Here is a 14,896-nt window from a genome sequence, read left to right as displayed (position 1 = left end):
GGGCCGTCAGCCCTGGTGGAAGTGGTCGGTGTCGACGCTCGCCCCCGGGGCCACGTTCTCGGTGAACGCGTCCGGTCCGGCGCCAGTCGGCCTCCTCACCGGACGCGGCGGCGGACCTCCGCGCGAGGGACCCGCCTACCCCTGCGGGCGGGAGGTGTTCGCGTCGGGGAGGCTGTCGGTGCGGTGGGCCTCGGCGAGGAGGCGGTCGAGGTGGGTGGCGACGTGGGCCGCCTGCTCGATGTGCGCCCAGTGGCCGGCCTCTGCCACCGACACGGCGGTCACGGCGGTGAAGCGGGGCACGATCGCGTCGTCGACCATGTCCTCGGTGACGAACCCGTCGCCCTCACCGCGGAGGATGAGCACCGGGCCGGCGTGGCCGCTCGGCCGTTCGCCCTGGGGGTGGCCGGTGTTCCAGCAGTCGGCGATGGCACGGAGGGCCTCCGGACGCATGTGCCGCCCGGTCGCCACCAGCCGGTCGAGCTCGGCCTCCGGGAACGCGACGGACAATTGTTCGCGCACGCCCCGCTGCCCGTCCGCGTCGCCGCCCAGCGAGCGGAACGGTTCGATCATCTCGTCGGGCAGGTGCACGCCCGCGAGGGGGACCGGCGTCACCAGCACGAGTCCGCGGGCCCGGTCGGGTCGCTGCGCCGCGACCAGTTCGGCCACGGCGGCGCCCATGCTGTGACCGACGAGCACGAACGGCTTGCCGAGGGCGTCGACGACCCGGCCCGCCTCGTCGGCGAACCGGTCGTAGTCGTAGGGCCCCTCCACCGCGTCACGGTCGCCGCAGCCGGCCAGGTCGAGAGTGACGCACTCGATGCCGGGTGTGGTGAGCTGGGAGATCAGGCGGTCCCAGGCGTACTGGTCGTCGAGGAAGCCGTGGACGAAGACCACGGCCAGGTCTCCGTCGCCGGTGCGCCGATACCGTACGTCGGTGTCGGCGACGCGTTCCGTGTTCATGGATGTCCTCACTGTCCGGGAGCGGACGTCGCCCCGGAAGGGGGCCGGTCGTGGCTTTCGACGGGGAAGTCGGTCGCCGTGGGTCCCGCTCTCGTGCGGAGCGGGCTGGCAGGGCCTGCGACGGCCGCCTCGGGTTTCGGCAGGCAGGCGCCGGTTTCCTTCGGGGTGGTCCCGTCCCGTGGGGTGGTCCCGTCCCGCGGTGGCCCCCGAGGCACAGTTCGCGCCGGCCTGCGCGGTCAGGCCCCGGCCGGCGGCCGGGGTCGCGGGGTTCACCAGCGCGGAGTCCCTTCGGACAGTTGCAGTTCGCCCCTCCCGAACGAGAAGCTCTCGTTCGGGACCGGGACCAGGGCGATGAAGATGTCGTCGGGTGAGACACCGAGCGCCTCGACGACGAGCCTGTTGATGGCCGCGGACACCGCCCTCTTGTCCTCCAGGGGCCGGTGGGCCCCGAGGAGCACCGTGATGATCATGGCGTCCGAGGTGCGCCGCATGCCCATGAACGTCGGGTCCAGGAACAGTTCGTCCTCGCCGTGTTCGCTGATCACGATGAAGCGGTCGCCCTCGGGGATGCCGAGCCCCTGTACCAGCGACTGGTTGAGCGCGTCGGCGAGCGCGCGCTTCTGCTGCGACGAGAAGCGGTTGGCGGGGATGTAGGCGTTGAAGACCGGCATGGGGGGCTCCTTCGGGAGTGCGGTGTCGGGTTGCCCGACCGTTCGGAGGACCTGATCGAGGCCCCGGTTGTGGCGCGGCCGCCCTGGGTGTCCACGGCGCGCGAACGCGGTCCTGTGGGGCGCGGACGCGGTCGGTGCGGGCGTCGGTGCCGTCAGGCCTTGGTGGCTCCGGAGGGGGACCAGTCGGCGCTGTCCACCGGCGACCATCCGTCCGGGCGTTCGTCGAGGCGGTGGCTGCGCCTGCCCAGACGTGCGCCCAGGATGTCCGCCGGCAAGGGCGTGACGAACGCATTGTCGGCCAGGGTGTACTCGGCGGCGAGTCGGCCGACCGCCGGGATCGCCGCGGTGTCGATCCGCCCGTTCTGGGCGTAGACGTCGTCCCGGATGTGGAAACGCACGACCTTGCCCCAGACGACCTGGTCGTTGACGTCGCCGACCTTGATGATCCGGTCCAGCGTGCATTCCATGGCGATCGGGGAGTCCTTCACACGCGGCACCCTGACCACTTCACAGGCCGCTTTGGCCAGGCCGACCTCATCGAACTCGTCCTGGGAGCCGTCGAACTCGATCGCACTGCGATGCATCTCGTGGGCCTGTGGCAGCGTGACCAGGTTGGTGACGAACTCACCGCTGTCCCGAATGTTGACGAACGTGTCCTTCAGCGTCCCGTCCGACCGCGGCTGCAGGGTCAGGGACACCATCGGAGGGACCCGGCTCACCACGGTGAAGAACGAGATCGGCGCCAGATTGGCGACACCGGAGGGCGACAAGGTGCTCACCCAGCCGATCGCACGCGGTGTGACCGCCCCGATGAGCAGCTTGTACGCGGACCTCGCGTCCAGTTCGTCGCTGTTGATGATCACGTTGACAGCCTCTCTGACGTGCACGGCGGCATACCGCCGGTGTGCCGTCCGCCTTCTCGGAACCGCCCGGGGTGCGCTCCGCGATCAGCGTGGCGGTGTGGACGGGGGTTTCCTTGGTCGCAGGTGCGCCGTGCCTGGCGCGGTCGCGGGATCAGTTGGCCGCGGAGGCGAAGAACTCGAGGCCCTCGAGCACGTCGCGCCCCTTGGCCGTGTCGGCGTACAGCCGCGCCTCCGTGATCAGTCCGCCGCTCACGGCGAACAGCAGGAGGTGCTCGTTCTCCATCGTGCGGCCGTTCTTCGCCCCCGCCCGGGCCCGGACGGGGACCACCACGTGCGACCCGGCGTCGAGCACCGTGTGCAGGTCGTAGTGGAAGTACTCGTAGTAGTGGTCGAAGAGATCCTTGTAGAAGGCCACGAAACCCTCCCGCCCGTGGAACGTCCCGCCGTAGGGCAGCGAGGTGGGGAAGTGGAAGGCCACGTCCGGCGACATCAGCGCCACCAGGTCGGTCGAGTCGTTCTTCTCGAATCCGGTGTAGGCGCGGTGGCAGGCATCCACGATCGCCTGGTTGCTCGACATGCTTCCTCCATGCTCATGACTGGGTGCGGTGCTGGGTGAACATGTGTTCACGCACCTGGGTTCCGTCCGGTCGTACACGGAGGGACCGGAGGCGCGGGGCGGGCCGATCGGCTCGTGAGACGCGCGGCGGGCCGGAAGCCCGACGGTGCCCGGGTGGTCACCGAGCGGCTTCGCGGGCCGAGGGAGCGGTAGTGCCCGCCGACGACCCGATACCACTAAGTTCCCATCTGGAACTCAGGGAGTCAAGGGCTGGGTTCCAGATGGCGACTCTGGGGCTATCCTGAGACCATGGAGTGGCGTGAAGTAGATCTGGGCAATTGCAGCGTCGCCGCGACCCTGGGGCTGATCGGGGAGCGGTGGACCCTGCTCATCCTGCGTGAGGTCTTCGCCGGACTGCACCGGTTCGACGAGATCGCGGAGCACCTCGGGGTCTCCCGTCGCGTCCTGACCGAACGCCTGGGGCAGCTCGTCGACGCCGGACTGCTGGAGCGCCGGAGCTACCAGGAGGCCGGTCAGCGCGCACGCCACGAGTACCACCTCACGTCGCCCGCCCACGACATGCAGTGGATTCTGGCCGCCCTCCTGCAGTACGGAGACACCCATCTCGGCGGCCCTGAGGGCCCGCCGACACTGCTGAACCATGCGGGGTGCGGCGGCCAGGTACACGTCGAGCTGCGCTGCTCGTGCGGGCACGAGGTCCCCGGCTCCGACGTGGTGCCGATCACCGGCCCCGGCGCCGCGAGCACGTCCCCCTGACGGCAGCCCGCTCTCCGATCACTCGCGTATCCCGGCCGCACCGGGCGACAGGCATCTTCAGGGCGATGCCGCTCCCCGCGAGAGCGCCGGACCGTCTCAACCGCTCGCCCGGACCCGTGAAGGAGGCACCATCATGACCGCATCCGCATCCGCATCCACTCCCCTGGCCTACGAGGTTCTCGTCCAGGAGGGAACACCCCGGGCCGGCGACGAGCGGCTGCCCAACGGTGACGTGCTCGTCTCCTCGCCCCTGACGTCGACGCTGGTCTTCGGCGACGAGGACGCCGTGCTGGTCGACCCGCCTCTCACCATCGAACAGACCCAGCGGGTGGGCGACTGGATCGAGCGCTCCGGCAAGCGTCTGGCCTACATCTACGCCACCCACGGGCATGGCGACCACTGGTTCGGCACCGCCGATCTCGTGAAGCGGTTCCCCGGCGTCACCGTCTACGCGACCCCCGGAACCATCGAGGTCATGCACCAGCAGGCCACCGCGGGACGCGAGGAACTGTGGGACAGGCGCTTCCCCGGCCTGATCCCCGACACCCCGGTCCTGGCCCGGCCCGTACCTCCCGAGGGCTTCGCGCTGGAGGGCAACCTCGTCGAGGCCGTCGAGGTCGGTCACACCGACACCGACGAGACCACGGTCCTGCACGTGCCGTCGATCGGCCTCGTGGTGGCCGGCGACGTCGTCTACAACGGCGTGCACCAGTACATCCTCGAAGGGGGCGGCGGCGGTCTGCAGGAATGGCTCCTGGCCCTCGACCGCGTCGCCGCGCTTCAGCCGCGCTCCGTCGTGGCCGGTCACAAGAACAAGCACCTGCCCGACGACCCGGCCACCATCGAGGAGACCCGCCAGTACCTGCTCGACGCCGTCCGCCTGCTCGGCCAGAACCCCACCCCCCGCGAGTACTTCGACCGGATGACGGCCCTCTACCCGGATCGGCTCAACCCGGGCCCGGTGTGGTACGGAGCGGTCGGCCTGCTCGGAGCCTGAAAGAGCGAGCGTCCTGTACGGTGCCGGCCGCGGCGAGGAGCGGGTCGGCGGTGAGGCTGGAGGGGCGACTGCCAGCTGGCCGCCACGCCACCACGACTGCCCCATGCCCCGCGAGGGCTGGTACCGAGGGACAGAACGCGCCATTCCGGGGCGAGGGCGGCGGCGGTCACGGTGACGCGGCATCAGCCCCCGCCCCGGCACAGCGGATCCACCTCGTCGGGATCGACCGGCCACCGGCGCTCCGCGTCCTCCGTTCCGGTACGCCTCCGGGGCCTCCGGGGCCTCCGACCATCCCCACATGAGACCCCGGCACCGCACGGACCACGGAACCGCACCGTCGTCACCCGTGGCCGGATCCCGGCAGGCGGTGACCCGCAGACAAACCGCAGACACGCACCCACTGTTCACTCCACGAACATGAACGGCTCCCACGCACCCCACCCACCACCCAAGATCCCGGCCTAGGGTCACGCGGGTGAAAAAACTCCACTTCCTCTCCGACGGGGTGGGCCGGTCGGCGCCCATGGACACCGCCGCCCTCCCGCGCAGGTCACGGCTCCGCCCCCTCGCGCCCGTCGCCGTCGTGACCGCCGCCGCCGGACTGTTCGCCACTCTGCTGATACCCCCGGCCGCGAGCGCCTCCGCGTCGGCGCGCCCCACGCTCCCGCTCAGCCTCGTCCAACAGGCTGAGACGCATCCGGACGACGAAGCCGAGGACGGCGTCCGGGCGCCGTCGGGTCCTGTCGTGCCGCCGCAGCCGGACGACGGCGCCTCGGCAACGGCCGACCGGCGCCCCGCGCGGAGTGGCTCGGACTCGATCCAGACGGCATCGGACACCGAACGGATCGCGCCCGGAGTGACCTTGACCCGTCAGCGCTCGGTGGACGCCGCCGGGTTCCTCGACGGATACGTACTGCGCGCCGACCTGGACGGCCCGACGCGGCCCCGGCTGCTCGCCCCGACCGTGAGCACCCGCGACACGCCCACGAACCTGGCCGACCGCGCCAAAGCCGTGGCCGCCACCAACGGCGACTTCTTCGCCATCGACACCACCAACGCGCCCATCGGCCCGGAGGTCAGGGACGGCGAGCTGATCAAGGCCGACGCCCGCCCGGCTTCGGTTGTCGGCCTCGACAGGAACGGTGTCGGCCAGATCGCCGACCTTCTGCTCGAGGGCAGCGTCACGGTGGACGGCGTCCAGCGCGATCTGGCCGGGCTCAACCCGGGCTCGGTCCCGGCCGACGCGATCGCCCTGTACACCTCCGACTGGGGCTCGGGCGATCGGCACTATGCCGTACCCGCGGGTCACGTCGTCGAGATCGAGGTACGGGACGGGAAGACGGTCGCCGTCCGCGAGGGCGCCGGCGCCGGTCCGGTGTCCGCCGGGTCGCAACTGCTGCTGGCCACCGGCCAGGTCGCCGACGCCCTGGCGGGAACCGCGTCGGGAACCCCCGTCCAGGTTTCCTATCGTGCTCGCAGCTCCGCCCCCTCTCCCTACTCGCTGGCTCTCGGCGCGCACCTCGTTCTGGTCCACGGCGGCGAACTCGCGCCCATCGACACCGGCGAGGCCACCAACAGTGCCCTCAAGCCGCGCACCGCTCTCGGCTGGACCGCGCGACGGCAACTCGTGCTCTACGTAGCCGACGGCTCCTCCAGCCGGTCCCGCGGGCTGACCGCGGCCGAGCTCGCCCAGCACATGAAGGACCTGGGCGCGGTGGACGCCGTCATGCTGGATGGCGGGGGCTCCTCGCAGTTGGTGGCGCGTCGGCCCGGTGACCGCGCGGCTTCGGTCGCGAACGTCCCCTCCGACGGCTCGCAGCGCATCGTCCCCAACGCGGTGGGTCTCGTCCCGCCGTCCGGGTCCGGGCGACTGCGCGGCATCGACGTACGCCTCCGGTCCGACCGCCTCTTCCCCGGTCTGTCCCGCGATGTGGCCGCTGCCGGCTACGACGAGACCATGGCCCCCGCACCGCTCGGTGAGGCGCGCTGGCGCACCGCGCCCGGAAACCTCGCGCGTGCGGACGACTCCGGGGTGCTGCGCGGCGACCGCCCCGGCAGCGGCACGCTGGACGCGCGCAGCGGCGGCGTGACCCAGCAGGTCCCGGTCCGTGTACTGGGCGACCTGGACCGGCTGGAGGCCGACGTCCAGGCGCTGTCCCTGTCACCCGGCGACTACCGGGACGTGACCGTCACCGGACGCGACGCCGAGGGCTTCTCCGCCCCGATCGAGCCCCGCGACATCAGCCTGGAGTACGACCGCTCCGCCGTATCCGTGACCGCCCGGCCCGACGGCACCCTGAGAGTGACCGGGCAGCCGGGCGGCGACGGCAAGGGCACCGTCGTCACGGCGACGGTGCAGGGCCACGTCCTGCGGCTTCCCACCACGGTCGGCCTGGCCGACGTCCCCGTCAGCTCGTTCGCCGACGCGAGTCAGTGGTCCGCGACCTCGGCGAAGGCGACGGCCTCGGTGTCGGCCGTCGACACCTCCGGCCGTCCCGGCGCCGCGCCCGGCGAGAAGGGGCTGCGTCTGTCCTACGACATGACCGGCCAGCCCCTCGGTACGTCCGCGGCCTACGCGGTCGCCAAGACCCCCCTGACCATTCCGGCCGGCGCCCAGCGCCTGTCCCTGTGGGTCCGCGGCGACGGCTCGGGACACTGGCTTCGCGCGCAGGTGCGCTCGCAGGGCACCACCAATGTCCCGCTCACCTTCGCCCTGAACGTGGACTGGACCGGATGGCGGCGGGTGGAAGGCGCCATCCCCACCGGCTTCACCGCCCCGTTGACCATCGAGCGCGTCTACCTCGTGCAGACCGACCCGTCCCTGCGCACCGCGGGTTCGGTCGATCTCGCGCTGCTCGACGCGCGGGTCGGTGTGAGCCTCGACGTTCCCGACGTTCCCGACCAGCCCGACCCGGCCGTCGTCGAACCTGCCGACCAGGTGACGACCGGGGGCCGGCGGGGATGGCGGTTCGCCGTGCTGTCCGACACCCACGTCAACGCCGACGGTGGCACCACGTCCTACGCGTACCAGCACACCGCGCGCGCCCTTGACGAGATCGCGGCCGCCAGGCCCGACTTCGTCCTGCTGTCCGGCGACGGGGTCGACCAGAACCGTCCTGCCGATTTCGCCCTCTTCCAGCAGGTGCTGAAAGACCATCTGCCGGCGAGCATCCCCTTCTACTGGGCGGTCGGCAATCATGAGTCCGGCGCCGTGACCGGCGGAACCCTCGACCAGTTCACCGCCTCCACCGACCGGCCCACCCGGCAGGCCTTCGACCATCGTGGAACCCGGTTCATCCTGCTCAACTCCACCCTCGGCTCGCTCCGTCAGTCGGACTGGTCTCAGATTCCCTGGCTGCGTACGGAACTGGACGAGGCCGCCCATGACCGGTCCGTGAAGAGCGTGGTCGTGGCCCTCCACCACCCCGTGCTCGACCCCACCGGGACCGGTGCCAGCCAGCTGTCCGACCCCAACGAGGGTGCCCTTCTGGAGCAGTGGCTGTCCGACTTCCGTCAGCACACCGGCAAGCAGGTCGCTCTCATCAGCGGCCACGCGCACACCGCGCACATCCGCCGGGTCGACGGCCTACTCGAGTTCAACGCCCCGGTGGTCGGCAAGACGCCCTACGGGGACGCCCGTCACGGAGGGTTCTCCGCCTGGTCCCTCGTCACCATGGCGCCGAAGGACGCCAAGGTCACGCCCGGCATGCCGGACCCGAGCGGCTTCGGATGGTTCCGCGCGGACGTCCGGCCGTTGCTGGACCGGGTGAACCTGACCGTACCCGGCACTCTGACGCCGGGCGGCTCCGGGGACGTCACGGCCACCGCGGTCGACAACGGCATGGGCGGGCTGGTCATTCCGCTGCGCTACCCGGCGACGGTCTTCTGGAGCGGCGTCCACCTGGCCGTCGTCGCCGACGACCGGTCCCTCGCCGCCGCGTTGCGCCGCCGCGACGTGGTCGCCGTTCTGGACCGGCGTACGCTGCGGCTGGTCGGCGCACACCGTGGGACCACCGACGTCACGGTGTCCACGGGAACGCTGACGGCGACAGCCTCCGTCCACGTGTCCTCGGCAGGCTGAGCGGGGACCGCCATCGCGCGCCGCGGTACCTGGTGGCTCCCCGCCGCCAGGTACCGCGGCGTCGCCGCGTCCCGCCAGCACGCCCCGGTCCGGCGGAGGACCGGAAGCACGCACCGGCGGAGTACCGGCGGCGGCAAGCTGATTCCGGCGACGGGCGCCGTTCATCCACCCAATGTTCCATGCATGGACCATCCATCTCCAGTGCGGCGTTCCGCGATCTGACGAGTCTTGAGCCCGAGTCCCGAAGTTTCGGCGACTCAGAACTACTTGATCGGAATACGACATGTCAGATCCCACTCACGACGCGTGCCACCACGCCGGCGTCGGCCGCCGCGGCTTCCTCGGACTCGCCGGGGGCACGCTGGCCTCTGCCGGGCTCGCGTCCCTCCTGGGCGCAGCCCCGGCGAGCGCGGCACCGGTCGGCGGCCGCCCCGACGGGCCTCTGCGCTTCGCACTGGTGAGTGACACCCACGTCAACGTCGACTCGCCCCAGTCCACGGTGTGGCTGACCCAGGTGTGGGCGTCGATCGCGGCGCGCAACCCCGACCTGGTCCTGCACTGCGGTGACATCACCGACACCGGTCGGCCGGATGAGTTCGACCGCTACGCCGAGGTCCTGCCCACCGCGCTGCACGGCAAGATGCACTACTCCCCCGGTAATCACGACGTGCGGTGGGACCCGTCGGCCAAGGAGGAGTACCACGCCCACTTCGGCTCCGGGCCCTACTCCTTCGACGCGGGCGGTGTGCACTTCATCGGCTTCGACCCCACCGAGGTCCTCCAGGAACCCGGGCACTACGGGCCCGGCGGCCTGAAGTGGCTGAAGGCGGACCTGAAGCGGCTGCGCCCCGGTACGCCCACGGTGCTCTTCCAGCACTTCCCGATGGGCAACACCTTCTACTACGTCGACGACCAGCCCGAAGTGCTCGACGTCCTCGCGGACCACAACGTGCGCGGCATCTTCGCCGGCCACATCCACAAGGAGGTGGTGAGCGGTTTCAACGGCCTCACCCAGGTCGGACTCAACGCGGTGCGCAACGGAGCCCTGTACTACTGGGTCGAGCGGGTCCGGTCGGCGGACGGCGCCCCCGTCCTGCGCGTCAGCCGGGTCACCATCGCCGCCGACGGCACCGAGACCGAGGTGCCGGTGTCCGACATGCCGCTGGCCGGCGACGGACCGGGCCGTCCGCAGCGCCCCCGCGCCGTCAGCCTCGGCAAGGTCGACCGCGGTCAACTCCCGGTCACCGTCCGGCTGGACAAGGACGCCCAGGCCACCTCCGTCGCGGTCGATCTCTACCCGCAGACGGTCTTCGGCGGCGCCGCGACCCCGGTATGGAAGAGTCTCACCGCCGGTTCGGACCACCGGTGGACCGGCTCGGTCGACGTCTCCTCGGTCGTGCCCGGCACCCAGCGGCTGCGCCTGCAGGTCACCGGTGCGGACGGGTCCTGGTGGGAGGACACCGCCCCGTTCGAGGTCGAACGCGGCACGGACGACCCGCGGCTGCGCTGGCGACACCAGTTGCCGGGCTCGGTCCAGGGCGGTATCGCCCTCGTCGGCTCCGCCGCGAAGCCCGTGGTGGTCGCCGCCTCGACCACCGGTGATGTGGTCGCGATCCGGCCCGGCACCCGCGACGCCCCCGAGCGCCTGTGGCGCGCGCAGGTCGGACCGGTGTACCGCAGGCCCGCGGTCGACGCCGGCGCCCGCACCCTGTTCATCCCCTCGGCGGACCACCGGCTGTACGCGCTGAAGGCCGCCGACGGCCGGCAGAAGTGGCGTTTCGACGCCGGGGCCCCGGTGCTCAGCGCGCCCCTGGTGGCCGAAGTCCAGGGCCGGGAGCGGGTGTTCCTCTCCGCCGGGCAGAACCTGTTCGCGCTCGACGCGGCGAGCGGGGTCAGACTCTGGTCGGTTCCCGGCCGCGGCTTCTCCTCGGGCAGGGCCGCCTCCGACGGGTACCGGGTCTACACCGCCGCGGACGACGGCTATGCCCGAGCCCATGACGCGGCCACCGGTGAGCAGTTGTGGGCCTTCGCGATGGCCACCGGTACCGAGAACCATGTGGCCCTCTACAGCGGCTGGGACAATGTCGTCGCCGTCGGCGCCGGTGTGGTGGTCGTCGGCTCGGTCGCCGGTTCCTGGGGGCTGAACGCCACGACCGGTGCGCTGCTCTGGAAGGTGGCCGGCAGCGCGATGTACGCCCCGACCATCGTCCTCGACGACGGATCGGCCCTCCTCACGACCGAGTTCGGCGTCATGTCCCGGGTCGACCTGGCGACGGGCAAAACCCGTTGGCAGACCAGCCTGGCGGTGCGCGTCTTCAACGCCGGAGCAGTGATCGCCGACGGCGTCGCCTGGGCCCAGTCGGTCGACGGCAGGCTGCTGGGGGTGAACCTGTCGGACGGCACCCCGCGGGGCCGACTGCAGCACAGCCTGGCGTACTCGTTCAGCACTCCGGCGATCGCCGGCGCGACCCTGGTCGTCGGCGACCAGAACGGAGTCGTCGCGGGCATCGAACTGCCGTAACGACGGCCGGACAGCGGCGTGTCCGGGCCCCTCGCCCTGGCAGGGGCGACGCGGGACACGTGCCGTCCCTGCCCACGGGCGGCCCGGAGATGACGTAGTCGGTCGGGACGGTGGCCGCCCTCCCCGTTCGGGGACGGCGGCACCGGCATCGGTGGCGGCCACGTGGGGGCGGCCGGGGGCCGACGTATCCGCCGGGCACCTCGACGGCTCCACCCTCTGACGGAAGGTGCCGACACCTCACCCCTCACGGAGCCGGCTGCCCGACTCCTGCCGCCAAAGGCCGCGTTGCATGCCGGCACTGCGACGCGATCGGCATCCACGGCAGGACACCCATCGGTTCAGGGCGTCGCCCCGTCACGGGATAACGGGATAGGGGACGAACGTGCTGCTGTTCTGGTCGATGCGCAGCGGGGTGCCCAGGAGTGGTGCGGCGCGCTGGGGGCAGTCGGTCCGTTCGCAACTGCGGCAGCCCATGCCGATGGGGGTCGCCGCGGAGGCGTTGTCGAGGTCGAGTCCGTCGGAGTAGACGAGGCGGGAGGCGTGGCGGATCTCGCAGCCCAGGCCGACGGCGAAGGTCTTGCCGGGTTCCCCCCAGCCGCCGCGATGGCGGGTGAGGGCGCGGGCCGTCCACAAGTAGCGCTGGCCATCGGGCATTTCGGCGATCTGGACATGGATGCGGCCGGGGGCCGCGAACGCCTCGTAGACGTTCCAGAGCGGACAGGTGCCCCCGGCCCGGGAGAAGTGGAAGCCGGTCGCGGACTGCCGTTTGGACAGGTTGCCGGCTCGGTCGACCCGGACGAAGGAGAAGGGAACCCCGCGCAGACGGGGGCGTTGGAGGGTGCTCAGGCGGTGGCAGACCGTCTCGTGGCCGAGGCCATAGCGGTCGGTGAGGCGTTCGATGTCGTAGCGCGCCTCCTCCGCCGCCGCGTGGAAGCTGCCGTACGGCAGGATCAGGGCGGCGGCGAAGTAGTTGGCGATACCGATGCGGGCCAGCGCGTGGGCCGGCGAATCGGCTGGGAAGTCCTCGGCGGCCTCGCGGTCGAGTTCGGGGCCGTATTCGAGCAGGGCGAGCTGGGTCGCCATACGGAACGCGCGTTGTCCGGGGCGCAGCCGGTTGGACAGGTGGAGTGTGCGGGTCGTCGGGTCGAAGTGGTGCAGGCGGTCACCGGTCTCGGATCCGGTGTGGACGCCGTGTCTCCCGGCAAGGCGGGTGCTCAGGGCGCGGAGGACCTCGCCGGGGCGGCTGCCGATCTCGTGGGCGAGCTGCTCGGCGGCGAGGTCGGTGTCGTGGAGGTAGTTCTGCCGGCGGTAGAAGAAGTCGCGGATCTCTTCATGGGGTGAGCGGGGTGGTGCGCCCTGGGCGATGCCGCGGCCGTCCGTGGCGTCGGCGAGCCGTTCGGAGAGCACCTGGTTGCGGCGGCCGAGGTCGAGGATGACCTGGGCGAACGCGGGCATGCGGCCGGCCAGTTCCGCCAGGTCGGCGGCGGAGACCCGGGCCTCGGCCAGCTCGCCCGCCAGTGCCTCGCGCAGGTCGGCCACGAGGCGGGTGGTGTCGCGTTCCGAGAAGAAGCCGGGGTCGACGCCGAAGGTCTCGGTCAGCCGCAGCAGGACCGGAACGGTGAGCGGCCGTGAGTCGTGCTCCATCTGGTTCAGATAGCTGGGTGAGATGCCCAAGACGCGGGCCAGCTCCGCCTGGCTCATCCGCCGGTCCGAGCGCAGCCGCCGCAACCGCGCCCCCGCATAGGTCTTGCTCACCGCGTGTCCTCCGTGGTCCGGGATCGGTCGGCCTGCCCCAGTAGACCACCCCGACCCTTCGCAAAGTTGGCAGAACAGGGACGGAAGATTCGCAGGAATTGGCATCCTTCCCCGCTTGCTGGCACTCAGTGCCAGTGCCAGAGTCGTGGTGCGGCCCACCGGACCACCGGCGGCCACCGCCCGCATCCAGGGCACGATTGCGGATCTGACGTGGGAACTTCCCGCAACGGCGGTGCCACGAAGAGGCAGCATTGCTCAGCTCCGCACCCGGCGTGACGGCGGGCCGCATCAAGCAAGACGACACACAGTGCCATCCCCTGTTTCTCGTACCAGGGAGGTTGGCAGCCAGTACGAACCGAGGAGACGAGCACATGGCAGAGACGACGACGCGGACGGCCGAAGAACTCGCGCGGCGCTGGGCGACCGACGCCCGGTGGCAGGGCGTGGAGCGTACCTATACGGCCGAGGACGTGATCAAGCTGTCCGGGAGTGTCCGTGAGGAGCACACCCTCGCGCGGCGCGGAGCCGAGCGCCTGTGGCGGCAACTGCACGAGCAGGACTACATCCACGCGCTCGGCGCGCTGACCGGTGGGCAGGCGGTGCAGCAGGTGAGGGCGGGCCTGCAGGCGATCTACCTGTCCGGGTGGCAGGTGGCCGCCGACGCCAACCAGGCCGGGCACACCTACCCCGACCAGAGCCTCTACCCCGTCAACTCCGTTCCCCAGGTGGTGCGTCGGATCAACAACGCGCTACTGCGCGCGGACCAGATCGCCACCGCCGAGGGCGGCACGGACACCACGGACTGGCTGGCTCCGATCGTCGCGGACGCGGAGGCGGGCTTCGGCGGCACGCTGAACGCGTTCGAACTGACCAAGGCGATGATCGCGGCCGGCGCGGCGGGCATCCACTACGAGGACCAGCTCGCCTCGGAGAAGAAGTGCGGACACCTCGGCGGCAAGGTCCTGGTGCCCACCTCGCAGCACATCCGTACGCTCAACGCGGCCCGCCTCGCGGCCGACATCGCCGACGTGCCCACGCTCATCGTCGCCCGGACCGACGCGCTGGCCGCGACCCTGCTGACCAGCGACGTCGACGAGCGTGACGCCGAGTTCGTCACCGGCGAGCGAACGGCCGAGGGCTTCTACCAGGTACGTAACGGCATGGCCCCGGTCATCGCGCGAGGGCTGGCCTACGCCCCGTACGCCGACCTGATCTGGGTCGAGACCGGTACCCCGGACCTCGCCCAGGCCCGTGAGTTCGCCGAGGCGATCCACGCGGAGCACCCGGACCGGATGCTGGCGTACAACTGCTCGCCCTCCTTCAACTGGAAGGCCGCGCTGGACGACGACCAGATCGCCAAGTTCCAGCGGGAACTGGGCGCGATGGGCTACCGCTTCCAGTTCATCACCCTGGCCGGGTTCCACTCCCTCAACCACGGGATGTTCGACCTGGCGCGCGGCTACGCCGAGTACGGCATGACGGCCTACGTGGACCTCCAGGAGCGGGAGTTCGCCGCCCAGGAACACGGCTTCACGGCGGTCAGGCACCAACGCGAGGTCGGCACCGGCTACTTCGACCTCGTGTCCACCGCCGTGAACCCCGCCTCCTCCACCACCGCTCTCGCCGGTTCCACCGAGGAAGAGCAGTTCCACTAGGCCCCTTCTCCGCGCGTCGGTCCCGCGCCCCGGCCGAGCGGGGGTCGTACGACCCGTCCC

Annotated in this window: 10 protein-coding genes; 5 read left to right on the top strand and 5 right to left on the bottom strand. The window is 71.3% G+C overall.

The window, feature by feature from the left end; translation table 11 throughout:
- Positions 1-135 precede the first annotated feature (135 nt).
- The 4 genes from ABZV34_RS15960 to ABZV34_RS15945 form a co-directional block, all read right to left on the bottom strand.
- The gene (locus ABZV34_RS15960) at positions 136-960 is read right to left on the bottom strand and encodes an alpha/beta hydrolase (protein ID WP_356275879.1); all 825 of its coding nucleotides are present in this window, start codon (positions 958-960) and stop codon (positions 136-138) included.
- 269 nt (positions 961-1,229) lie between these two features.
- Entirely contained in the window at positions 1,230-1,631 is a 402-nt protein-coding gene (locus ABZV34_RS15955) for a tautomerase family protein (protein ID WP_356275876.1), read from the bottom strand.
- Positions 1,632-1,783: 152 nt separating this feature from the next.
- Positions 1,784-2,494, bottom strand: coding sequence for a flavin reductase family protein (locus ABZV34_RS15950; protein WP_356275874.1), 711 nt, complete (start codon positions 2,492-2,494; stop codon positions 1,784-1,786).
- 151 nt (positions 2,495-2,645) lie between these two features.
- Positions 2,646-3,071, bottom strand: coding sequence for a nuclear transport factor 2 family protein (locus ABZV34_RS15945; RefSeq protein WP_356275871.1), 426 nt, complete (start codon positions 3,069-3,071; stop codon positions 2,646-2,648).
- A 288-nt stretch (positions 3,072-3,359) separates the two neighbouring features.
- Here ABZV34_RS15945 and ABZV34_RS15940 point away from each other — a divergent pair, with 288 nt between their 5' ends.
- The 4 genes from ABZV34_RS15940 to ABZV34_RS15925 all read left to right on the top strand — a co-directional run bounded on the left by ABZV34_RS15940 (position 3,360) and on the right by ABZV34_RS15925 (position 11,426).
- Entirely contained in the window at positions 3,360-3,827 is a 468-nt protein-coding gene (locus ABZV34_RS15940; RefSeq protein ID WP_356275868.1) for a helix-turn-helix domain-containing protein, read from the top strand.
- Between the two features lie 133 nt (positions 3,828-3,960).
- Positions 3,961-4,824 (top strand): MBL fold metallo-hydrolase, encoded by an 864-nt coding sequence (locus ABZV34_RS15935; protein ID WP_356275865.1) that lies wholly within the window; start codon positions 3,961-3,963, stop codon positions 4,822-4,824.
- 475 nt (positions 4,825-5,299) lie between these two features.
- Entirely contained in the window at positions 5,300-8,905 is a 3,606-nt protein-coding gene (locus tag ABZV34_RS15930; RefSeq protein WP_356275862.1) for a phosphodiester glycosidase family protein, read from the top strand.
- Between the two features lie 283 nt (positions 8,906-9,188).
- Positions 9,189-11,426: a PQQ-binding-like beta-propeller repeat protein gene (locus ABZV34_RS15925; RefSeq protein ID WP_356275859.1), complete on the top strand. Its 2,238-nt coding sequence runs from the start codon at positions 9,189-9,191 to the stop codon at positions 11,424-11,426.
- A 354-nt stretch (positions 11,427-11,780) separates the two neighbouring features.
- Here ABZV34_RS15925 and ABZV34_RS15920 read toward each other — a convergent pair whose 3' ends face one another.
- Positions 11,781-13,181 (bottom strand): short-chain fatty acyl-CoA regulator family protein, encoded by a 1,401-nt coding sequence (locus ABZV34_RS15920; protein ID WP_356275856.1) that lies wholly within the window; start codon positions 13,179-13,181, stop codon positions 11,781-11,783.
- A gap of 371 nt (positions 13,182-13,552) precedes the next feature.
- On the opposite strand from ABZV34_RS15920, the gene aceA reads away from it, so the two are divergent.
- A complete protein-coding gene (gene aceA, locus ABZV34_RS15915) occupies positions 13,553-14,836 on the top strand; it encodes an isocitrate lyase (RefSeq protein WP_356275853.1) in 1,284 nt (427 codons plus the stop codon).
- The last annotated feature ends 60 nt before the right edge of the window (positions 14,837-14,896 follow it).

The sequence above is a fragment of the Streptomyces sp. NPDC005195 genome (assembly GCF_040608315.1).
Taxonomy (GTDB): Bacteria; Actinomycetota; Actinomycetes; order Streptomycetales; family Streptomycetaceae; genus Streptomyces; species Streptomyces kaempferi.
This window is presented reverse-complemented; position numbering and strand designations above follow the sequence as displayed.